Annotated in this window: 14 protein-coding genes; 10 read left to right on the top strand and 4 right to left on the bottom strand. The window is 65.1% G+C overall.

Features of this window, described 5'->3' with window-relative positions:
- Nucleotides 1–79: 79 nt before the first annotated feature.
- Both XI04_RS25040 and XI04_RS25035 read left to right on the top strand, forming a co-directional pair.
- Nucleotides 80–637 carry a biotin transporter BioY gene (locus XI04_RS25040; protein WP_028144845.1) on the top strand — a complete coding sequence of 186 codons (558 nt, stop codon included), beginning with the start codon at nt 80–82 and terminating at the stop codon, nt 635–637.
- Between the two features lie 84 nt (nt 638–721).
- The gene (locus XI04_RS25035; RefSeq protein WP_028144844.1) at nt 722–2,056 is read left to right on the top strand and encodes a dicarboxylate/amino acid:cation symporter; all 1,335 of its coding nucleotides are present in this window, start codon (nt 722–724) and stop codon (nt 2,054–2,056) included.
- Between the two features lie 86 nt (nt 2,057–2,142).
- Here XI04_RS25035 and XI04_RS25030 read toward each other — a convergent pair whose 3' ends face one another.
- Both XI04_RS25030 and XI04_RS25025 read right to left on the bottom strand, forming a co-directional pair.
- Nucleotides 2,143–3,375: an NAD(P)/FAD-dependent oxidoreductase gene (locus XI04_RS25030; protein ID WP_028144843.1), complete on the bottom strand. Its 1,233-nt coding sequence runs from the start codon at nt 3,373–3,375 to the stop codon at nt 2,143–2,145.
- 68 nt (nt 3,376–3,443) lie between these two features.
- The gene (locus XI04_RS25025; protein ID WP_271609129.1) at nt 3,444–6,506 is read right to left on the bottom strand and encodes an Rne/Rng family ribonuclease; all 3,063 of its coding nucleotides are present in this window, start codon (nt 6,504–6,506) and stop codon (nt 3,444–3,446) included.
- A 705-nt stretch (nt 6,507–7,211) separates the two neighbouring features.
- Here XI04_RS25025 and XI04_RS25020 point away from each other — a divergent pair.
- From XI04_RS25020 to XI04_RS24990, 7 genes are all read left to right on the top strand, one after another.
- Nucleotides 7,212–8,507, top strand: coding sequence for an N-acetylmuramoyl-L-alanine amidase (locus tag XI04_RS25020; RefSeq protein ID WP_271609130.1), 1,296 nt, complete (start codon nt 7,212–7,214; stop codon nt 8,505–8,507).
- Between the two features lie 276 nt (nt 8,508–8,783).
- The gene (locus XI04_RS25015) at nt 8,784–11,291 is read left to right on the top strand and encodes a penicillin-binding protein 1A (RefSeq protein ID WP_028144840.1); all 2,508 of its coding nucleotides are present in this window, start codon (nt 8,784–8,786) and stop codon (nt 11,289–11,291) included.
- A 111-nt stretch (nt 11,292–11,402) separates the two neighbouring features.
- Nucleotides 11,403–12,534, top strand: a protein-coding gene (gene prfB, locus XI04_RS25010; RefSeq protein ID WP_271609131.1) for a peptide chain release factor 2 whose coding sequence is annotated in 2 segments (ribosomal slippage) — nt 11,403–11,471 and nt 11,473–12,534 — 1,131 coding nt in all. Because the reading frame shifts where the segments join, the coding sequence is not laid out codon by codon here.
- 2 nt (nt 12,535–12,536) lie between these two features.
- Nucleotides 12,537–13,418: an NAD(P)-dependent oxidoreductase gene (locus XI04_RS25005; RefSeq protein ID WP_038970195.1), complete on the top strand. Its 882-nt coding sequence runs from the start codon at nt 12,537–12,539 to the stop codon at nt 13,416–13,418.
- Between the two features lie 14 nt (nt 13,419–13,432).
- A complete protein-coding gene (locus XI04_RS25000; protein WP_212429154.1) occupies nt 13,433–14,302 on the top strand; it encodes a DMT family transporter in 870 nt (289 codons plus the stop codon).
- A gap of 80 nt (nt 14,303–14,382) precedes the next feature.
- A complete protein-coding gene (locus XI04_RS24995; protein ID WP_271609132.1) occupies nt 14,383–15,294 on the top strand; it encodes a DMT family transporter in 912 nt (303 codons plus the stop codon).
- Nucleotides 15,295–15,401: 107 nt separating this feature from the next.
- Entirely contained in the window at nt 15,402–16,637 is a 1,236-nt protein-coding gene (locus XI04_RS24990) for an ABC transporter substrate-binding protein (RefSeq protein ID WP_271609133.1), read from the top strand.
- Nucleotides 16,638–16,665: 28 nt separating this feature from the next.
- Here the strand turns inward: XI04_RS24990 and XI04_RS24985 are convergent, their stop codons facing one another.
- Nucleotides 16,666–18,018, bottom strand: coding sequence for a peptidoglycan DD-metalloendopeptidase family protein (locus XI04_RS24985; protein ID WP_271609134.1), 1,353 nt, complete (start codon nt 18,016–18,018; stop codon nt 16,666–16,668).
- A 110-nt stretch (nt 18,019–18,128) separates the two neighbouring features.
- Nucleotides 18,129–18,818 carry a peroxiredoxin gene (locus XI04_RS24980; protein WP_271609135.1) on the bottom strand — a complete coding sequence of 230 codons (690 nt, stop codon included), beginning with the start codon at nt 18,816–18,818 and terminating at the stop codon, nt 18,129–18,131.
- A gap of 204 nt (nt 18,819–19,022) precedes the next feature.
- Here XI04_RS24980 and XI04_RS24975 point away from each other — a divergent pair, with 204 nt between their 5' ends.
- Entirely contained in the window at nt 19,023–22,835 is a 3,813-nt protein-coding gene (locus XI04_RS24975; protein WP_271609177.1) for a YhdP family protein, read from the top strand.
- The last annotated feature ends 103 nt before the right edge of the window (nt 22,836–22,938 follow it).

Raw genomic sequence — 22,938 nt, 5'->3', positions numbered from 1 at the left:
TTTCGACCACCCGGAGTTCATCTTGTCTGACCGATCTGTCCCGACCGCTGCCACACCGCATTTTCCTCTCGCCGCATTGATGTGGCCGACCCGACCGGGCGAAACCGTCGGCGCAGTGCGCGCCGTCGTGCTGGTTGCGCTTGGCACTGCGTTGATGGCGCTGTCAGCCAAGGTCAGCCTGCCGCTGCCTTATGTGCCCATGACGTTGCAGACGCTGGTGGTGCTGATGATCGGCGCCGCCTATGGCTGGCGCCTTGGGAGCGCAACCATGATCGCCTACCTCGCCGAAGGCGCGCTTGGCGCGCCGGTATTCGCCGGGCCGGTGGGTGGAATTGCACCGCTGGTTGGCCCGACTGCGGGCTATCTGTTCGGTTTCATTGCCGCCGCCTTCGTGACCGGCTGGCTCGCCGAGCGCGGCTGGGATCGCAGTGTCATGCTGCTTTTCGCAGCGATGGCCGTCGGCCATATCGTCATTCTGGCCGCCGGCTTCGGCTGGTTGGCGTTCGGCCTTGGCCTCGGCATTGCGAAGGCCTGGCAGGTCGGCATCGTGCCGTTCATTGCCGCTTCGCTGGTCAAGAACGCGCTTGGCGCGGCGTTGATGCCGGCGGCGCGCAGGCTGATCGATCGCCGCCGGTAAAACGCGCAACAGCAAGCGGTTCCAATTGACAGGGCCGGCCAAGTTGATCTTGGCTGGCCCAGTGTTTTGAGGGGGAGTGAAACGATGACGACGACAACGATGGCGGGGGCGCCGGTCGCGCCGCCCGTCGCCAAGCCGTGGTACAAGGTTCTCTACGTCCAGGTGCTGATCGCCATCGTGCTCGGCGCCATCGTCGGCTGGCTCTGGCCGACGGTTGCCACCAACGAATGGATCAAGGCGCTCGGCGACGGCTTCATCAAGCTGATCAAGATGGTGATCGCCCCGATCATCTTCTGCACCGTCGTCTCCGGCATCGCCCACATCCAGGATGCCAAGAAGGTCGGCCGCATCGGCGTCAAGGCGCTGGTCTATTTCGAGGTCGTCTCGACCTTCGCGCTGGTCATCGGTCTCATCGTCGGAAATCTCGCCAAGCCGGGTGCGGGCTTCGGCAATGCGGCGGCAAACGAGGCCGCCGTTGCAAATTACGCCAAGCAGGCCGCCGGCCAGAAGTCCGTCGACTTCGTGCTGCACATCATTCCGGACACCGTGGTCGGCGCCTTCGCGCAAGGCGAGATCCTCCAGGTGCTGCTGTTCTCGGTGCTGTTCGGCTTCGCGATCATGAGCCTCGGCGAGCGCGGCCACACCATCCGCAGCTTCATCGATGATGCCGCCCATGCCGTGTTCGGCGTCATCTCCATCGTGATGCGCGCGGCGCCGATCGGTGCGTTCGGTGCGATGGCCTACACGATCGGCAAGTTCGGCACCGGCGCTATCCTCAACCTGGTCGGGCTGATCGCCACCTTCTACCTCACTGCGGCGCTGTTCGTTTTCGTCGTGCTCGGCATCATCGCGCGCCTGGCAGGCTTCTCGATCTTCAAGTTCCTGGCCTACATCAAGGACGAATTGCTGATCGTGCTCGGCACCTCGTCCTCGGAAAGCGCGCTGCCGTCCCTTATGGAAAAGCTGGAGCGGCTCGGCTGCTCCAAGTCGGTGGTCGGACTCGTGGTGCCCACGGGGTACTCGTTCAACCTCGACGGCACCAACATCTACATGACGCTGGCGACGCTCTTCATCGCACAGGCGCTCGGCTACGATCTCAGCTTCAGCCAGCAATTGACCATCCTGGTCGTGGCGATGCTGACCTCGAAGGGCGCTTCCGGCATCACCGGTGCGGGCTTCATCACGCTGGCGGCGACGCTGGCCGTGGTCGATCCGCGCCTCGTGCCGGGCATGGCGATCGTGCTCGGCATCGACAAGTTCATGAGCGAGTGCCGCGCGCTGACCAATCTGTGCGGCAACGGCGTCGCCTGTGTGATCGTCGCCTGGTGGGAGGGTGAGCTCGACCGCGACAAGCTCAACGCCAACCTCTCCAAGCAGATCGATCCGACCGACATGGAAACGGCGATCACGACGGACTGATCAGGATCCGACGGCGCGAGCTGCGCTGTCGGACTTTGAAGTCATAGGGCTGGTCGAGATCCTCGATCAGCCCTTTTTTCTTTGGGCTAGAACCGCTCCGGCCGGTACGGCGTCGGATCGATCGCGGGCGTCTCGCCGCTCATCATCTCCGCGAGCAGGCGCCCCGTCGCGGGTCCGAGGGTAAAGCCCTGGTGGCCGTGGCCGAAATTCATCCAGAGGCCGGGATGCTGCGGAGCTTGCCCGAGCACCGGCAGCATGTCGGGCGTGCAGGGGCGGGTGCCGAACCACGGATCCGGCTCGACGCGCTTGCCGAGGTCGATCAGCTCGCGTGCGGATGCTTCCGCGCTGGCAAGCTGCACGGGCGTCGCGAGCGCATCCGGGCTCGTCAGCTCGGCTCCGGTGGTGATGCGAATGCCCTTGGCCATCGGCCCCATGGCATAGCCGCCGGCCTTGTCGATCAGCGGCAGGTCGAGCGACGCGCCGCCGCTGTAATGCATGTGGTAGCCGCGCTTGCGCACCAGGGGAATGCGATAGCCGAATTTGTGGAGGAGATCGGGCGACCACGGCCCGAGGGTCACGACGGCGTGGGCGGCGTCGAGACGCCCCTGGTCCGTGTCGACCGACCAGCCGGTCGCGGTCTGCTGCAGCGATTGTGCATCGCCGAGCACAATGGTGCCGCCGCGGCGCTCGAACAGCTCGGCATAGGCCGTGACCAGCGCGCCGGGATCGGACACGGTCCAGGTGTCGAGCCAATGAATCGCGCCGGGAAGATCGTCGCGCAGGACCGGCTCGGCTCTCGCGAGCTCCTTGCCGGAGAGCACGCGAAAATTCACGCCGAACTCGCGCCGGTCTTCTTCCGCCGTCTTGATCGCCAGATCGAACGAAGCGGCATCGCGATGCAGCATGCGATAGCCGGCGCGGCGGATGAGATTGTCGGCATGGGCCTCGCGAATGAGGATGTCGTGCTCGCTCGTCGCGTAAGCGATCAGCCGCGCCCACGCGTCGACCGCCTCGCGATGACGCTTCGGCGCCGAATGCCACCAGTAGCGGAGCAGGGGCTCGATATGGAGATGAAGCGACGACAGACTGTAGCGCACGTCGTTGGTGCGGCCGGTCGCGATCTTCAGCAGCGTCGCAAGGTCGCGCGGCATCGGATAGGGGCGGACCGCTTCTGCCTGGATCATCCCGGCATTGCCGTAGCTGGTCTCGCGGCCCGGCTCCCTGCGGTCGACGAGCGTGACGGCCCAGCCGCGCTGCTGGAGGTGCAGCGCCGCGCTCACGCCGATCATGCCGCCGCCGAGAACGATTGCGCTTTGCATTGGAACTGACCTCGCCAAATCAAAAAACGCCCGGCTTGACCCGGGCGTTTTTTCTTGAGTGTTCGGCTTTATTCACCGCCGCCGAAGCGGCGCGACCACCAACCGGCGCGGCGTGGCGCGGCCGGCGTTTCGCTTGCCGGTTCCGGCACGGGTTGAGCTGCCGGCGGGACGGCCGGCTCGGGCGCCTGCGCAACCGGGGCTGCCGGCTCGCTCGGGCTGCTCGACAGGAAGCTCACCTTTTCCCGGACCGTGGAGCGGCGCCGCGCGGCCTTGTCGTCGGCGGGCTCTTCCTCAGCGGCAATCGGCTGAGGCTGGGCCGGCACCGCCTCGGTCTGCACCTCGACGCGCGGCTCGGGCTGCGAGACCTCAGGCTCAGCGGTGTGTTCGGCCTGGGCAATCGAGGGCGCAGCCTCGCCGCCGAAGCCGTCGAAATCGGCGACTGCGTCGGACGCTTCCGGCGGCGCATTGGCCGCGAGCTCGTCGCTGATGGAGCCGGCGAGACCGTCCTCGCTGCCGCCACGCCGACGGCGTCCGCCGCGGCGACCACGCCGGCGGCGGCGATCACCGCTGCCCTGCTGCTCGCCCCGGGCCGCCTGTTCCTCGCCTTCTTCGCCATCCTGCTCGGACTCGGCATCCTCTTCGCCTTCGCCGGCCGCAACGGCCGCCTCGGGAAGGGTCGCGGGGCTATCCTCACGCAACTCGCCGTCGCGCTGGCCACCGCGGCCGCGCCGGCGACGGCGGCGCTTGCGGCGTTGGCCGTCCTGGTCGGAGGCTGCCTCGCCCGCAGCCTGCTCCTCGGTGAGACCTTCGGTCTCCTCGGTTTCGACCTCGGATTCGAGTTCGGAATCGAATTCCTCGTCGTCATAAGCTTCTTCAACGATCGGCGGCGGGCTTGCTGCCGCCTGCGCCACCAGTAGGGCCTTGGCGGCTTCCAGCGTATGCACCTGCTCGCCGCGGTCGATGAGATAGGCCTGCGGTCCGCTGACGCTCGCGTCGGCGATGACCGACAGCGTCACCTTGAAGCCGTTCTCGAGATCGCGCAGATGGCCGCGCTTGTGGTTCAGCACATAGAGCGCGACGTCGGTGCGGGTGCGGACCACGAGATTGTGGGTCGCGCCCTTCATCAGGATCTCTTCGAGGCCGCGCAGCAGTTGCAGCGCTACCGAAGACACCGAACGGACATGGCCGGTGCCGCCGCAATGCGGGCACGGATCGGTCGAGCTCTCGAGCACGCTGGCGCGGATGCGCTGGCGCGACATCTCGAGCAGGCCGAAATGCGAGATGCGGCCGACCTGGATGCGCGCGCGGTCCTGCCGCAGGCAATCGGACAGCTTGCGCTCGACCGCACGGTTGTTGCGCTTCTCGTCCATGTCGATGAAGTCGATGACGATCAGGCCGGCGAGGTCGCGCAGGCGAAGCTGGCGGGCGACCTCTTCGGCCGCTTCCAGATTGGTCTTGAGCGCGGTGTCCTCGATATGGTGCTCGCGGGTCGATCGTCCCGAGTTGACGTCGATCGAGACCAGCGCCTCGGTCTGGTTGATCACGATGTAGCCGCCGGAGCGCAGCTGCACTGTCGGTGAGAACATCGCGTCGAGCTGGCTCTCGACGCCCATGCGCGAGAACAGCGGCTGGCCGTCCCGATACTGCTTCACCGCGCTGACATTGGCGGGCATCAGCATCTTCATGAAGTCGCGGGCTTCGCGGTAACCGGCTTCACCGGCAACCGAGATCTCGTCGATCTCCTTGTTGTAGAGGTCGCGCAGCGAGCGCTTGATCAGCGAGCCTTCCTCGTAGACGAGGGTGGGGGCCTGCGACTTCAGCGTCAGGTCGCGCACCGTCTCCCACATCCGGATCAGATATTCGAAGTCGCGCTTGATCTCGGGCTTGGTGCGGGCGGCGCCGGCGGTGCGCAGGATGATGCCCATGCCCTCGGGCACGTCCAGATCCTGCACCACTTCCTTCAGGCGCGAACGGTCCTGAGCGCTGGTGATCTTGCGGCTGATGCCGCCGCCGCGGGCGGTGTTCGGCATCAACACGGCATAGCGGCCGGCGAGCGAGAGGTAGGTGGTCAGCGCCGCGCCCTTGTTGCCGCGCTCTTCCTTGACGACCTGCACCAGCATCACTTGGCGGCGCTTGATGACTTCCTGGATCTTGTACTGGCGGCGCGGGCGGAAAGTGCGCTCCGGCACTTCCTCCAGCACGTCGTCGCCGCCGACGGATTCAACGACTTCCTCTTCGGCTTCCTCGCCGTCGTCGTCTTCGTCCTCGTCGTCTTCGCCGGTCGTTTCCGCAGCCTCGGCATGCGGCGTCTCGGCGCTCTCGCCCGCTGCATACACGGCATCGGCCGGCTCGGCGGCGGAGGTCACGGCCTCAGCCAGAGCTTCCGCATGCGCTTCGGGGGCGGCGGTCTCCTGCAGTTCGGCAGCGACCACGGGCTCGGCGCCAATCGTTGCGACAGGCGCGGGCGTCTCATCGGCGTGATCGTGGTCGTGATGATCATGCTCGCCGTCGTGACCATGGTCATGATCGTGAGCGTGATGGTGCCCGTCATCATGGTCATGATGATCGTCGTGATCATGCTCGCCATGATCATGATCGTGGTGATCGTGAGCTTCGTGCTCGCCGTGATGCTCCGCGTCGGCGTGCAGATGCTCGCCTTCGTGCAGGGCGCCCTCGGCATGCTCCGGCAGCACCGCGCCTTCGATCGGCTGGGCCGTCGGATCTGCGCCTTCGACGATGTCGCTGCGCACGCGCTCGCCATGACCGCGGCGGCGGGCGTTGCGGTGGCGCGAACGGCGGCGGCCGTGGGAGCGGTTCTCGCTCTCTTCCTCGGCCTCGCGATGGGCCTGTTCCTCGGCCTCGATCAGCGCCTGCCGGTCGGCAACCGGGATCTGGTAGTAGTCGGGATGGATTTCGCTGAAGGCGAGGAAGCCGTGGCGGTTGCCGCCATATTCGACGAAGGCGGCCTGGAGCGAGGGTTCGACCCTTGTGACCTTGGCGAGGTAGATATTCCCGCGCAGTTGCTTGCGTTGCGCGGTCTCGAAATCAAACTCTTCGACGCGATTGCCGCGGACCACGACGACCCGGGTCTCTTCCGGGTGGGTGGCATCGATCAACATCTTGTTGGGCATGTCTTAACTCTTGGCGGCGGCGGGCGCGATTCACCGTGGGCGCGAGCTGCGCTGCCGGGTGACGCGACGGTCCACCTGATTCGGGGGTGAGGGGAAGGCCGAAACGCCGTCTCTCGCGCCTTGCCGAACCGGAAGCTTCAGGACCAAGGCGGCGCGCGGGATTTTCACTCCGCAGCGTCGCGAATGATCCTTCAGAATTCGTCGGCACAGTCTGGCGCATCAAGCGTCGGCCCGTATGAAACATTGGGCGGCGAGGCCGCCCTTCAATCAGTTGCTGCTGGCCAGGCATGGCGCGAGCGCGCTCGCCTTGGGGATCACGAACCGCTCCCCTGGGATCAAGGGACCGGGTAATGGGTTACGTCGCTGTCAGAACTGTCCCGGTAACGCGAGAGGTAACCCAGGACCGTCCGCCGCCGGCGCTTGACCCGCTCCACCTCGCTGCCGCGCACCGCGCTGGTCTTAGAGGGGAACGGAAAACGCTGGAATTCCCAAACCTTGAGAGTTCCGGCGCTGCACCGGGAGGCTGAATGCGACACAACCGGAAATATCGGCCGTCAGCATTCCGTACATACGAGGAATGAGCCATCGGTGCAAGGGAGCGTCGCACGGCGGTCACAGTCAGCGAGTTTCGCGTTTCTGTCATTAAGGATCGATTAACCCTGTGGTTCTATTGCGTTAAAAGGGCTGCTCGGAGGCACGGAATCGGTGGCGAGCCGCACAAATCAACGGGTTTTGCTGGGATGCGCACTTCTGTGCGCCGCAGCGTTGCCGTGCGCTGATTCATCACGCTTAAGCGCCGCGGAAAGCCAGCCGCAACCCACTGTTGCGGTAGCGAATTTTCCAGTCGCCTCGGCCGCCCGGCTGGCCGGCGATGGCAAGCAGACTCGCTTCATTCTCGACATCGACCAGACCATTACCTTCCGTGCGGTCACGCTCGCGGACCCGTATCGGGTCGTCGTTGACGTGCCGCAGGTCAATTTTCAGCTGCCCGCGGGCACGGGGGTCGGGGGGCGCGGCCTTGTGAAGGCCTTCCGCTACGGGCTCGTCATGCCCGGCGGCTCGCGAATCGTGTTCGACCTGACGGGACCGGCCCGGATCGCCAATTCCTATGTGCTGGAGGCGGCCAACGGCCAGCCGGCTCGGCTCGTGCTGGAGCTGGAGGAGGTCGACCGGACCGCCTTCGTGCAGTCGCTCGCACCCGAAAATCGCCCCGAACTGCGGCCCACGATCGCCGAGGCGCAGCCCGCAACCGCTCCCGCGACGACACCCCCGGACACGGCGCAGCAGAAGGCCGATGGCCGCCCGGTGGTCGTGATCGATCCCGGTCATGGCGGCATCGACAACGGCACGCAGTCGAGCGGCGAGAGCGAGAAGAACCTGGTGCTGGCTTTTGGACTGGCGCTCCGCGACAAGCTGGAGAAGGCTGGCAAATACCGTGTGGTCATGACGCGGAACGACGACACCTTCATTCCCCTCAATGACCGCACCAAGATCGCCCGGAATCTGAAGGCCGCCTTGTTCGTCTCCATTCATGCCGATGCGCTGCCCCGTGCCGAGGGCGATGCGCAGGGCGCGACCATCTATACGCTGTCGGACAAGGCATCCGACGCCGAGGCCCAGCGGCTGGCGGACGCAGAAAATCGGGCGGACGCGATCGCCGGCTTCAACCTCGCCGAGGAGCCGACCGACGTCGCCGACATTCTGATCGACCTCACGCAGCGGGAAACCCGCACCTTTTCAAACCGTTTCGCCCGTCTTCTGATGGGCGAGATGAAGTCGACGGTGCGGATGCACAAGCATCCCCTGAAGTCGGCGGGCTTCCGGGTGCTGAAAGCGCCTGACGTGCCCTCGGTGCTGGTCGAGATCGGTTATGTCTCCAATAAGGGCGACCTCGAGCATCTGGTCTCCGAGGGCTGGCGGTCGCGTGCCGTGGGCTCGATGGCGCAGGCCATCGACGGGTTCTTGACCAAGCGGATGGCCACGGCGGGATCGTCAAATTGACGACCCGGGGATCGTCAAATTGACGACCCGGGGATCGTCGAATTGAAAGGGTTTTTCCGTCCCGCCGCAAAAGCCCTAGTTTGGCCACAGCGGGCGCTTTATAAAAACGCCGCAGGGGGTTCCGGAATCGGAGAGAATCCCGCTCGGCAAGCGTCTAAAGTCCGGCACTGATGGTATTGCGTAAGCCGGTGAATTGGTGACGTGAAGGTTGGCCCCTGTTTGGGTGCCAAGGGGCTGATACTGAGCTGATCCAGAGATTGAACGGATAAACACATAATGCGCTTGCTGGTGCGGTTCATGGGCTTCCTGTTCGCCGCGGGAACGGTGGTGTTCCTTGTCGGTGTCGGGGCCGTGGCAGGCCTGATCTGGCATTTCTCCAAGGACTTGCCGGACTACTCTCAGCTTCAGGATTACGAGCCGCCGGTGATGACCCGCGTGCACGCGGTCGACGGCTCGCTGCTCGGCGAATACGCCAAGGAGCGGCGGCTGTATCTGCCGATCCAGGCGGTGCCGAAGCTCGTGATCAATGCGTTCCTCGCGGCCGAGGACAAGAATTTCTACGAGCATGGCGGCATCGACTACACCGGCATGGCGCGCGCGGGCGTGGTCTACATCCAGAATTACGGCTCGAACCGGCGTCCGCAGGGTGCCTCCACGATCACCCAGCAGGTCGCCAAGAACTTCCTTTTGACCAACGAGGTCTCCTTCGCCCGCAAGATCAAGGAAGCCTTGCTCGCGATGCGGATCGAGAAGACCTACTCGAAGGACAAGATCCTCGAGCTGTATCTGAACGAAATCTATCTGGGCCTCGGCGCCTACGGCATCGCGGCCGCTTCGCTGGTCTATTTCGACAAGTCGGTGAACGAGCTGACCGTGGCGGAAGCGTCCTATCTGGCCGCGCTGCCGAAGATGCCGGCGACGCTGCATCCGGTCCGCAACCGCGACCGCGCCATCGAGCGCCGCAATTACGTGATCGACCGTCTGGTGGAGAACGGCTGGATCAAGCAGGCCGACGCCGACAAGGCGCGCAAGGAGCCGCTGGCCGTCACCAACCGCTCCAACGGCGCCCACACCTTCGCCGGCGAATATTTTGCCGAGGAAGTCCGCCGCGACATCTTCGAGCGCTACGGCGAGAAGAAGCTGTATGAGGGCGGTCTCTCGGTCCGCACCACGCTCGATCCGAAGATCCAGGTGATGGCGCGCAAGGCCATGGTCTCGGGCCTCGTGAACTATGACGAGCAGCAGGGCTATCGCGGCGCCATGAGCAAGCTCGATACGTCGGGCGATTGGGGCGTGAGGCTCGCCGAGATCAAATCGCTCTCCGACATCTCGCCATGGCGTATGGCGGTCGTGCTGGAGACCAGCGACCAGTCGGCGCGCATCGGCTTCCAGCCGAGCCGTGAGCTTGGCGGCGCCGTGAGCAAGCAGCGCGAGACCGGCATCGTCACGGTTGACGGCGTGCGGTGGGCGCGAGCCGTGCAGGGCGGAACCAAAGGCAAGACGCCGACGGCGGTGTCGCAGGTGCTGCAGCCCGGCGACGTCATCTATGCCGATCCGCTCTACAAGGACGGCCAGCCTGTCGAGGGCCAGTACCGGTTGCGCCAGATCCCCGAGGTGTCGGGTGCGATGGTGGCGATGGATCCCTGGACCGGCCGCGTGCTCGCCATGGTCGGCGGCTTCTCGTTCGACCAGAGCCAGTTCAATCGCGCCACGCAGGCCTATCGGCAGCCGGGCTCGTCGTTCAAGCCGATCGTCTATTCGGCGGCGCTCGACAATGGCTATACGCCCTCGACCGTCGTGCTCGACGCCCCCATCGAAATCGACCAGGGGCAGGGCGCCGGCGTGTGGCGGCCGGAAAACTTCTCCTCGGGCAAATTCCAGGGACCGGTGACGCTGCGCAACGCGCTGCGGCAATCGCTCAACACCGTGACGGTGCGGCTGGCGCAGGACATCGGCATGCCCTTGATCGGCGAATATGCCCGCCGTTTCGGTGTCTATGACGAGCTGCCGAACTATCTGTCCTACGCGCTGGGCGCCGGCGAGACGACGGCGATGCGCATGGTCACGGCCTACTCGATGCTTGCCAATGGCGGCCGCCGCGTGAAGCCGACGCTGATCGATCGCATCCAGGACCGCTACGGACACACGATCTTCAAGCACGACCAGCGTGAATGCCGCGGCTGCGACGCGCCGGGCGGCTGGAAGAACCAGGCCGAGCCGCAGCTGATCGACCGCCGCGAGCAGGTGCTGGACTCCATGACCGCCTATCAGATCACAGAGCTGATGGAAGGCGTGGTGCAGGCCGGTACGGCCACGGTCATCAAGGAAGTCGGCAAACCCGTCGCCGGCAAAACCGGCACCACCAACGAGGCCAAGGACGCTTGGTTCGTCGGCTTCTCGCCCGACGTCGCCGTCGCCATCTACATGGGTTACGACAAGCCGCGTCCGCTGGGTAAGGGCAATGCCGCAACCGGTGGCCATCTGGCCGCTCCGATCGCGCGCGATTTCCTCAAGCTCGCGCTCGCCGACAAGCCCGCCGTTCCCTTCAAGGTGCCTGCCGGCATCAAGCTCGTGCGCGTCGTCTCCAAAACCGGCATGCGCGCAGGTCCGGGCGAGACTGGCGGAACCATTCTCGAAGCCTTCAAGCCGGGCACGGCGCCGCCGGACAATTACTCGGTCATTGGCGTTGCCGATGCCGACGGGCGCGGCGGCGTGCCGGCGTCGCAGCAGCAGCAGCCGGATTCCGGCTTCTTCATGCGGCCGGGCACCGGCGGGTTGTACTAAGGCTTAGGACAAGACAAACGATCCCGGTTCCGGCGGTTGCGCTTTGGTGCTGCCGCCGCTACATCCCGTTGCAATCTAACGCGGACCAATTCCGCGACATCAGAGAACGACATGCGCGCCGAAATCGAACGGTTGGTAGAAGAGATCAAGCAGTCAGTCGGGCTGCTGAGGAGGCATCTTTGACGTCGAGAAATCGACGGCGCGCCTCGCTGAGCTGAACAAGCTCGCAGAAGATCCCAATCTATGGAATGATCCCCAGAAAGCCCAGAAGCTGATGCAGGAGCGGACCTCGCTGGAGGATTCGCTCTCGGGCATCGGCAAGGTCGAGCAGGAGCTCGAAGACGACATCGGCATGATCGAGCTCGGCGAGGCCGAGGGCGATGCCGGCGTCGTCGCGGAAGCCGAAGCGGCTCTCAAGAATCTCAAGAAGGAAGTGGCGCGGCGCGAGCTCGAGTCGCTGCTGTCGGGCGAAGCCGACCGGTTCGATTCCTATCTCGAAGTCCATGCCGGCGCCGGCGGAACCGAGAGCCAGGACTGGGCGCAGATGCTGCTGCGCATGTACACGCGCTGGGCCGACACCCACGGCTTCAAGGTCGAGGTGCTGGAAGAGTCCGAGGGCGAAGAGGCCGGCATCAAGTCCGCGACGATCCAGGTCTCAGGCCACAACGCCTATGGCTGGCTGAAGACGGAAGCGGGCGTGCATCGTCTGGTGCGCATCTCGCCGTTCGATTCCAACGCGCGGCGGCACACCTCGTTCTCGAGCGTGCAGGTATTCCCCGTCATCGACGACAGCATCAAGATCGACATCAAGGAAGCCGACGTCCGCGTCGACACCATGCGCTCGGGCGGCGCCGGCGGCCAGCACGTCAACAAGACCGAATCCGCGGTGCGGCTGACGCACATTCCGACCGGTGTCGCCGTGGTCTGCCAGGCCGGCCGCTCCCAGCACAAGAACCGGGCTCAGGCCTGGGACATGCTGCGCGCGCGCCTGTATGAAATCGAGCTGAAGAAGCGCGAGGAGAAGGCCGCCGCCGACCAGGCCGCCAAGACCGACATCGGTTGGGGTCACCAGATCCGCTCCTACGTGCTGCAGCCCTATCAGATGGTGAAGGATCTGCGCACGGGGGTGCAGACCTCGGACACCTCGGGCGTGCTCGGCGGCGATCTCGACGACTTCATGGCCGCAACCTTGGCGCAGCGCGCCTTCGGCACCACTGGTGCCGACATCGAGGACGTGGATTAGCGATGACACGCGTCGCCTTCATCGGGCTTGGGCGGATGGGTCATGGCATGGCCGGCCGCTATCTCGATGCCGGCTTCACGGTGACGCTGTGGAATCGCAGCAAGGCCAAGGCTGAAGATTTGATCGCGCGCGGCGCGCTTTGGGCGACCTCGCCCGAGGACGCCGCAATCGATGCCGACGCGGTCGTGACCATGGTTGCCGATGACGAAGCCTCGCGCGCGGTCTGGCTCGGGCCGAAGGGCGCGGCCAAGACGGCAAAATCAGGCACCATCGCGATCGAATGCTCGACCGTCTCCTATGACCATGCCCGCGAGATGGGCCGCGAGCTGAATGCGCGCGGGCTCATCTATATCGATTGCCCCGTGACCGGATTGCCGGATGCCGCCGCCAGCGGAAAGCTGACGCTGCTGGTTGGCGCCGATGCGGCCGATCTCGAACGCGCGCGGCCGTATCTGACGCCGATCGGCTCGACCATCCGCCATTTCGGCGCGGTCGGCTCCGGCACCGTCTACAAGCTCATCAACAACCTCATGGGCGCGATCCAGATCGCCGGCCTCGCCGAGGGCCTCGCGATCGCCGAGCAGGCCGGGCTCGACATGAACCTCGTGCTGGAATCGATTCAGGCGGGCGTCGCCGCAAGTCCGCAGGTAGCGCGCCACTCCAAGCGCATGGTTGCCCGCGACTTCAGCGGCGCGACCTTCACGGCAGCGCTGCGGCACAAGGATGCCGCCTATGCCGTCAAACTCGCGGAGAGCCTGCTGGCCGACAAGCCGCTGGTCTCGCGGGCCGCGGTCGAGGCCTACGCGCAGGCGAAGGCGGCGATGCCGGATGATGATGAAGGCAAGATGATCGAGCTGGTGTCGCGGCCGAAGAAGCCGTCCTAGCCGGTCGCATCCACATGGGGCAGCCTCGTTCGGAACGCGGTCTCGGCATTGCCCTCGTCGTCGCCGCCGCGATTGCCTGGAGCACGGCGCCGTTCTTCACACGCCTTCTGCCGCTTGATCCCTGGACCATTCTGTTCTGGCGCGGCCTGTTCGCCGGCAGCCTGATCACGGTGCTTCTCGTGGTGATGCAAGGCCGCGCCGGGCTGCGGCAGTTGCTGGTGCCGGGGAAGGCAGGCCTGCTCGTCGCGTCATTGTCCGCGATCGGAATGGTCTCGTTCATTCCCGCGTTGCAGATGACCGACGTCATGAACGTGGCGGTGCTGATCGCAACACAGCCGTTCGTTGCGGCCGCACTGGCTTGGCTGTGGCTCAACGAGGCCGCGACGTGGCGCACGCTGATCGCGAGCCTGATTGCCTTTGCCGGCGTGGTGATCACGGTCGGCGGTGTGCGAGCCGGTGCCGATCTCGGTGGCATCGCGCTCAGCTGTGTGATGGTGCTAGCCATTTCCGCCATGACGGTGGTGGTCCGGCGCCATCGCGAGACGTCGATGGTGGCGGCAGCGGCGTTGTCGAATTTCATCGGGAGCCTCGTCAGCCTTCCCTTCGCTCACGACATCGCCCATGTCGGCGGGCAGAACCTCGCGGTCCTCGCGATGTTCGGCTGCCTTCAGGTCGCGCTGGGCTTGACCTTCTACATGCTCGGCTCGCGCTTGCTGCCGTCAGGACAGGCCTCCCTGATCGCGACGCTGGAAACGCCGCTGATGCCGTTCTGGATCTGGGTTGCCTTCCGCGAGATACCGGCCGTCCACGCGCTCATTGGCGGCGCGTTGGTGATTGGGGCGGTTGTTGCCGATATCGCGGGCGATCGGCGGTCACGGGAATGATCTCGAGTAATTTTGTCGCAAACCGGGTGGCGAAATTTTCCGCGTTGTCCTAGGCGAGCAACTGCGCCGAGGTGAAACGCATGCCCCCAAACGACAACAGGATCGACGCGCGCGATTGGTCGCTACTCGCGGTGCTCTCCGTCCTCTGGGGCGGCTCGTTCTTCTTCAACGGCGCGGCGTTGCGGGAATTGCCGCCGCTGACGCTGGTGTTTTTGCGTGTCGCGCTCGGGGCGGGCATTCTGCTGCCGCTGCTGCACATGCAGGGGATCGGCTTGCCCAAGAGCATTGTGGGCTGGAAGCCATTCGTTGCGATCGGGTTGCTGAACAATGTCATCCCGTTCTCACTGATCGTGGCCGGACAGACTTTCATCCCGAGTGGACTGGCGTCGATCCTGAATGCGACGACACCGCTGTTCACGGTGGTCGTGATGGCCGCGGCGGGCGAAGAGGCCTTGCAGCTGCGGCGGGTGGCCGGCGTGGCGCTCGGCCTTGCCGGCGTGATCATCCTGCGCGGATGGGGTCTCGAGACGAGGCCGGGGCAGGGGCTCGGCATCCTGCTCTGCCTTGGCGGCCCCTTCAGCTATGGATTCGCCGCACTGGCAGCGCGGCGAATGCTGAAGGACGCAGCACCGCTCGGCACCGCGACGTTTCAACTGATGGCGTCGACGGTGATGATGGCGATCGTCGCCGGCGTGGTGGAGCAGCCTTGGCGTCTTCCGGTGCCGGGCCTGACGACCTGGCTCGCGGTGCTTGGCCTTGCGGGCCTCTCGACGGCGCTCGCTTATATCGTCTTCTTTCAGATCATACGGCGCTCCGGTGCGACCAATGTCATGCTGGTGACGCTGCTCATTCCCGTCACCGCCATCCTGCTGGGATGGCTGGTGCTGGATGAGCCGATCTCGATGCGCGAGATCGCAGGCGCCATCGTCATTGGCAGCGCGCTGCTCGTGATCGACGGACGCGTTTTGAACCTGCCGCGGCGCAGCGAGTAAATTCCGGATTCGCCGTTTCATCTCGCGGAAAATCGAAGCGCTTGCCAGCCGCCAACGGCCTTGCGACACTCCCTACAAAACAAGACTACAAAACAGGGGAGAGACCGATGCCGGGTCGTCGCGAAAGCCTTGCTGCCCTCGCCATGATTGCTGCCGGAGTGCTCATCACGACACCGGCCTCGGCGCAGAAAAAATACGACCCCGGCGCCAGCGACACCGAAATCAAGATCGGCAACATCATGCCCTATAGCGGGCCGGCGTCGTCCTACGGTGTGATCGGCAAGACCGAGGCCGCCTATTTCAGGATGATCAACGACCAGGGCGGGATCAACGGCCGCAAGATCAACTTCATCAGCTATGACGACGCCTATTCGCCGCCGAAGGCGATCGAACAGGCGCGCAAGCTGGTGGAGAGCGACGAGGTGCTGCTGATCTTCCAGCCGCTCGGTACGCCCTCGAATTCCGCGATCATGAAGTACATGAACGCCAAGAAGGTGCCGCAGCTGTTCGTCGCCTCCGGCGGCACCAAGTTCGGCGACCCCAAGAACTTCCCGTGGACCATGGGCTTCCAGCCCAACTACCAGAGCGAGGGACGGATCTACGCCAAGTACATCCGCGATCATTTCCCGAGCAGCAAGATCGCCGTCTTCTGGCAGAACGACGACGCCGGCAAGGACCAGTTCAAGGGTTTGAAGGACGGGCTCGGCGACAAGGCCAGCATGATCATCGCCGACAAGTCCTACGAGGTCAGCGATCCCTCGATCGACTCGCAGATCGTCGCCCTGCACGATTCCGGTGCCGACATCTTCTTCTCATGGGCCGCGCCGAAGGGCTCGGCGCAAGCGATCCGGAAGGTCGGCGAGCTCGGCTGGAAACCGAAATTCTTCCTCGCCAACACCGCGACTTCGGTCGCCTCGGTGCTCAAGCCTGCCGGGCTCGACTATTCCAAGGACATCATTTCGACGGTCTATCTGAAGGACCCGACCGATCCGACCTGGGACAAGGATCCGGCCGTGGTAAAATGGCGCGAATTCATGGACAGATACTATCCCGACGGCGACAAGGCCAATTCCAACAACATCTACGGTTATGTCCAGGCCGAGGCGATGGCGCAGGTGCTGAAGCAGTGCGGCGATAATCTCACCCGTGAGAACGTCATGAAGCAGGCCGCGAACCTGAAGGATTTCCACACCGACCTGATGCTGCCCGGCATCATGGTCAACACCTCACCGGACGATTATTTCCCGATCGAGCAGATGCAGCTGATGCGCTTCAACGGGCAAGCCTGGGAGCTGTTCGGCGACGTCATCACCGGCGAGGTTGGCCACGAGCGCAGCCAGTGATCATGTACAGGCGCCTTTGGTCGCGGGCTTAGCCCGCGCTGAGACGCACGCCGGCGCGCAGGAACTTCTGCGGATCGACCGCTTCGCCCTCGATGCGGGTTTCGTAATGCAGATGCGGACCGGTGGAGCGACCGGTCGACCCGACCAGACCGACGACCTGGCCGATCTTCACGGTCTCGCCGACCCTGACGTTGATCTCGGAGAGATGGCCGTAGCGGGTCGAAAGCCCGTTGCCGTGGTCGACCTCGACCATGCGGCCGTAACCGCCGGACCAGCCGGCGGACACCACCTTGCCGTTGGCGGTGACGCGAACCGGATCGCCGGTGGCGGCGCGGAAATCGAGCCCGGTATGCATCGCGGGCCGGCCGAGGAAGGGATCGCTGCGGACGCCGAAGCCGGAGGTGAATTCGACCTCGCCGATGACGGGCTTGCGATACGGCACCAGCGCCAGCGTGCGGTTGAGACGATCCATCTCGGCGCGCGTGGTGTTGATGCGAGAGAGCTGCTTCTCGAACGGTCCGGCATTGGCCGTCAGTTTGACCGGTACGAACGGCCCGCCCATCGCGCTGCGCGGCACGGCGGATTCGAGATTGGCGAGATTCAGGCCGAGATCACTGACCACGCCGCGCATCCGGCGCATGCGTGAATCCATGCCTTCCTCGACGGCGCTGAGCGCCGCCATCTGGCGCCGTTCAACCTGGTCGAGCGAGGTCGTGAGCCGAACCAGGACGTTGTCGAAACCCTGATTCTTGGCGAATTGGCTGGTCGGGGGAGCAGCCACGGTCGGCGCGCGCGATTCCAGCCGCGCCTCACGGTCCGGCGGTGCCACGAAAATCACGGTGTCGCTGATCGGCGAGGGTTTTGGCGTGCTCTGGCTCGCCTCGCCGCGCTGCGGGGCCGCGCGGGGGATCGAGCCGGTCACGTCAGGCATGGCCCCAAGCGCCGTCGCCCGGGACTCCAGCGCCGTCTGGCGCTTCATGATCTGGTCGAGTTTCTGGTCGAACTGTTCCTGGTCGAGCAACTGGCGGCTGGTGGTGCGGTCGACCCTGGCGCGCAGCTCGGCGATGCGGTCCTCATAGGCGTATTGCATCTCGGCCTGGCGGGCGATCAGCCGGGTCAGGACGTCGTCACGGAAGGCGAAATAGGTGGCGGTCGCCGCCGACCAGAGACCGAGCAGCACCACCGTGCCGGCCACGATCCAGAACACCACGGGCCCGAAGCGAACCTGCTTGCCGGCATGGACGATGGTGTAGGCGTCGTCGGTCGCGGGAAGGGGAATCGCTGCGGCTGCCGCGAGGGCAGGACGGCGTTGGAAGGCCCGTCCGTGGTCGTGAGGATGATGTTGGGCGTACTGCGAGTATTGGGCAGAACTTTTCGACATCGGCACTCCCGCGCCGGTCGGATGAGTCCGTACGGCCTAATTGCCGCAGCAATCTGGGCCGGTCATGGTTAATTTTCCGGAAATGGGAACGCGCGAATTGAAAGGACTGGTTAAAGACTCCTTGCCGCTTCCAGCACCTCGTCGGCATGGCCATCGACCCGGACGTTGCGCCAGATCCTGGCCAATTTGCCATCCGCCCCGACCAGTATCGTAGTGCGAAGAATCCCAAGGAAGCTCTTGCCATACATGGACTTTTCGCCCCACGCGCCATAGGCTTCCAGCATCTGGTGGGTCTCATCCGAGATCAGGGGGATACCGAGCTTGTGCTTGTTGCGGAACTTCTCCTGAGCCTTTAACGGATCGGCGGAGACGCCGAGCACGGCGGTATCGGCGGCCGCGAAGGCACCGGCGAGGCGAGTGAAGTCGATCGCCTCCCGGGTGCAGCCCGGGGTGTCGGCGCGGGGGTAGAAGAACAGGACGAGCTTTCGGCCGGCATAGTCCGCCAATGTGACCACCTCGCCGCCGTCGCGGGGCAGGCGGAAGGCGGGGGCCTTCTGGCCCTCGACCAGGCCCGACTTCGCCTTGGCGGGCGGAGCCACTGATTTGGAGGAATTTAACTGTTTCGATGCGGCCTTATGTGATCCTGCCTTTGCTAAGGTCCCGGTTGATTTGGTCGCCGGTGTCCGCTGTGTTTTCGCGGACTTTGTCGGAGTAGAGGCCCGCGGTTTCAGGGCCTTCTTTTTAGCCGTCGGACTGCCGGAGGGCGTTTTGGACGATTTCGTTCGGGATTTCTTGGACATACGCCTTCCTTTCGACGCTTTCGGCGGGTCAACCGAAACGGTATTGCAGCTCTCGTCCGGTGTGCCGGAATCGCGCCCTCGGCTGGGCAAGTCTGGCGGCGCCGGAGTATGGTTACAAGGAATTCCACGCACCACCCCACTGCTCGTTGAACGCGCTCCCGGGGCGAAATGACGAACAGCAGGAATATTCGAGGTATGGCGGCAATGCCGGCGCGGGGAGCTTCGCTTCCCGTGGACGGCTGCGGTCCCGGCGGCGCTCAATCCTCTGACGGGCGCCTGTATCGAGAGGCAATGGCAAGGAATAAGTCGCCCCAGGATTACAATCGGGACTTCGATCGGCGCGGCGTTCAGCAACAGCCGCAGGAATGGGACGACGCCGATTGGGATCCGGATCAGGAGGCGGCCGCGGGCCATCGCGCGCGCCGGCTGTTGTCGCGTTCCAATTCGGGCTTTCATCGCTTCGGTGACGGTTTTGGCGCGTTGCGGCGCTGGCTGGCGGCCGATCGCTGGCTAAAGCGCGTTGTCCTTGTCGTAGGGACTCTCGCCGTCATCTTCATCGGCTGCTTCGGCGCGCTGTGGTGGCGGCTCGGTGCCGGTCCCATCAATCTCGACATTGCAACGCCATGGCTGGCGGCCGCGATCGAGGACAATATCGGTCACGGCAACACGGTTGAGATCGGAGGCACCCAGATCGAGCGCGCCGGCCGGGTCCGCATCGCCGTCCGCATCCGAGACATCATCGTCCGCGATCGCGATCACGCCGTCGTTGCCAGCGCGCCGAAGGCTGAAGTGAAGCTATCGGGTGCGGGCCTCTTGATGGGGCATCTGCGCGCCGAGAGCCTCAATCTGGTCGATGCCGAACTTGCGATCCGCATCGCGCCCGACGGTACCGTCACCGTGTCCGCCGGCGATACCGCAAAGCCGCTGGCAACCGGCGTCGCCTCGAAGAAGGACGCGGGTCTGCCGCCGACGTTCCCGCGCAATGGCGTCCCGCCGCCGCCATTCGCCACGGGGCCCGCGAGCCAGGATCCATCACAATCCGCCTCTCAAGGCCCGCCTCAGGCGACGGCGCAGAGCGGCATCCTTCAGGGCCTCGACTGGCTCGACAGTCTGAGCATGACCGGCCTCGACGGCCAAAACCTCAACGAGATCGGTCTGAAGAACGGCAACCTGATCGTCGACGATCAGCAGCGCGGCAGCAAATGGTCGTTTGAGAACATCACGCTCAGCCTGCGCCGGCCGAGCCGCGGGGGCGTCACGCTCAGCCTGGGCGAAGAGGGCGCGCGCCCATGGATGCTGCGCGCCACGATCGGGCCGGCCGAGAACGGCGTGCGCTCGGTCGACATCAAGGCCGACAAGGTCTCGACCTCCAACATCCTGTTGGCGTTGCGGGTCAAGGATCTCACCTACACGGCCGACCTGCCGCTGACGGGCGAGCTCAAGGGCGAGCTCGGCCGCGATGGCGTGCCGACCTTCTTCCGCGGAAAGCTCGCGGTCGGCGCCGGCAATATCATCGACACCGACACGCCAGACTATCCGATGGCGATCGACCAGGCCGAGATCAACGTCGAGTGGGACGCCAATCGGCGGGTGCTGGTGGCACCGTTCAAGATCCTGTCGGGCGCGAACCGCCTGACGCTTCTGGCCCATCTCGAGCCGCCCAACGGCACCATCAACGACTGGCAGCTCGGCTTCAGCGGCGGTTCGATCCTGCTCGGCGGCATCGACAACGAGCCGCCGCTCGTCTTCAACCGCATCGCGATCGGCTTCCGCTTCGACACCGACCACAAGCGCCTCTTGCTGACGCAGGCCGACATCAGCAATGGCGAGATCGGCGTCGCCGGCACGGGTGCGATCGACTATTCCGGCGAGCCGCGGCTGACGCTGGGCTTTGCGGGAACGCCGATGTCGGCCTCCGCGCTCAAGCGGATGTGGCCGACGCTGGTCGTTCCCGAGTTGCGCGAATGGGTGATCGAGCGGATCGAGCGCGGAACGCTCCAGCGCATCGAGATCGGCGTCAATTCGCCCACGAGAAACCTTCCGCGCAAGGGGCCGCCCATTCCTGACGACGGCCTCTCGGTCAACATCGTGGCGAGCGGCGTCGCGGTCCGTCCCGTGGACGGCATGCCTGTTGTGCACGATGCCGATCTGAAGGCGCGCGTGACCGGCCGCACCGCGACCGTGACCATCGGGCAGGGCATTGCCGATACGCCAGCCGGCCGCAAGGTCACGATTTCCGATTTCGTCTTCGAGGTGCCTGATATGGCGCCCAAGCCGTCGCCGTCGCGGACCAGGTTCCGCGTCGAGGGGCCTGTGCCGGCGGCCGCCGAGATGCTCTCGAATGATCGCCTGAGCGATCTGTCGTCGACGGTCGTCGATCCCAACACCAGCAAGGGGACTTTCACGGCGAATATCCAGCTCGGCCTCCCGGTCAAGGGCGAGCTGACCAAGGCGGACACGACCTACGCCGTCACCGCCGACCTCAACGGTTTTGCCGCCGACAAGCTGGTGATGAACCAGAAGCTGGAGGCCAACACTCTCAAGATCGTCGCGAGCAACACGGGCTATCAGGTCAAGGGCGACGTCAAGATCAACGGGCAGGCGGCCTCGCTCGACTATCGCAAGCCCGCCGAGGGCGACGCGGATGTCAGGTTGCAGGCGACGCTGGACGATGCGAGCCGGGCGCGCCTGGGATTCGATCTCAGCCCCGCCGTCAGTGGATCGTTGCCGATCAAGCTGTCGGGCAAGATCGCCGGCGGCCCCGACCAGACGACGAAGCTCGGCGTCGAGGCCGACCTGACCTCGGTGAAGCTCGACAACATCCTGCCCGGCTGGGTCAAGCTGCCGGGCAAGTCGGGCAAGGCCAGCTTCAAGGTCGTGCCGACCGCGCAATCGACGCGTCTGGAAGACATCGTCATCGAAGGTGGTGGCGCCTCGATCAAGGGCTCGCTCGAGGTCGACGCGAACGGCGATCTCATGAGCGCGAACTTCCCGGTCTATTCGCCGTCCGATGGCGACAAGGCGTCGCTGAAGGTGGAGCGCAGCCAGGATGGCGTCATCAAGGGCACGATGCGCGGCGACGTGTTCGACGGTCGTGGCTTCCTGAAGTCGGCGATCTCCGGCAATTCCAAGGACGACAAGAACAAGATGAAGAACGTCGATTTCGACATCGACGTGAAGCTCGGCGCCGTCGCGGGTTTCAACGGCGAGGCCATGCGCAGCGTCGATGCCAAGATGTCGAAACGCAATGGTGCCATCAAGGCCTTCACATTGAGCGGCAAGGTCGGCAAAGACACGCCGGTGGCGGCTGATCTGCGCGGCGGGCGTGCACAGGGCAACCGCGAGGTGATCTACCTCCAGACCAACGATGCCGGCGCGCTGCTGCGCTTCACCGATACCTATACCAAGGCGGTCGGCGGCCAGATGGTGGTGGCGATGGAGCCGCCGACATCCGAGCCGAACACCTCGCGCGAGGGCCTCATCAACGTCCGCGACTTCACGGTGAAGGGCGAGGCGCAGCTCGAGCGCGTTGCCGCCGGCGCGCCCAACGGCACCGGGAACGGCGTCTCGTTCAGCGCGCTCCGCGCCGAGTTCACACGGCAGAACGGCGCGCTCACGGTCCGTGACGGCGTAGTCAAGGGTCCCATGATCGGCGCCACCATCGAGGGCTCGATCGACTATCCCGGCAACCAGGTCTGCATGAGCGGCACCTTCGTGCCGATGTATGGCGTCAACAACATCTTCGGCCAGATCCCGTTGTTCGGCATCTTCCTCGGCGGCGGCAACAATGAAGGGTTGATCGGCGTGACTTATGAGGTCGTCGGCACGCCGGCTGCGCCCGTGATGCGCGTCAATCCGATCTCGGCTATGGCCCCGGGCCTGTTCCGCAAGATCTTCGAGTTCAACACCGGCAAGCAGAACTCGCCGTTCGAAGAATTCCCCTCGCAGTCAAACGACGGTTCGACCGGATCGACGCGCCAGCTCTCGAGCGGCTGCAGCCTGACGCGGCGGCAGTAGGGGCGGCTGTCTCCGGCGTCATGGCCGGGCTGTCCCGGCCATCCACGCCTCACCACACGGCACCAGGAATGTGGATGCCCGGGCCTTCGCCTCGCCGAAGCGG

Origin of the sequence: Bradyrhizobium sp. CCBAU 11430 (assembly GCF_028128855.1) — a bacterium.
In the GTDB taxonomy this organism is placed as follows: domain Bacteria; phylum Pseudomonadota; class Alphaproteobacteria; order Rhizobiales; family Xanthobacteraceae; genus Bradyrhizobium; species Bradyrhizobium ottawaense.
Note: the sequence above shows the minus strand (reverse complement) of the source record. Positions and strands in the feature narration are given on the sequence as shown.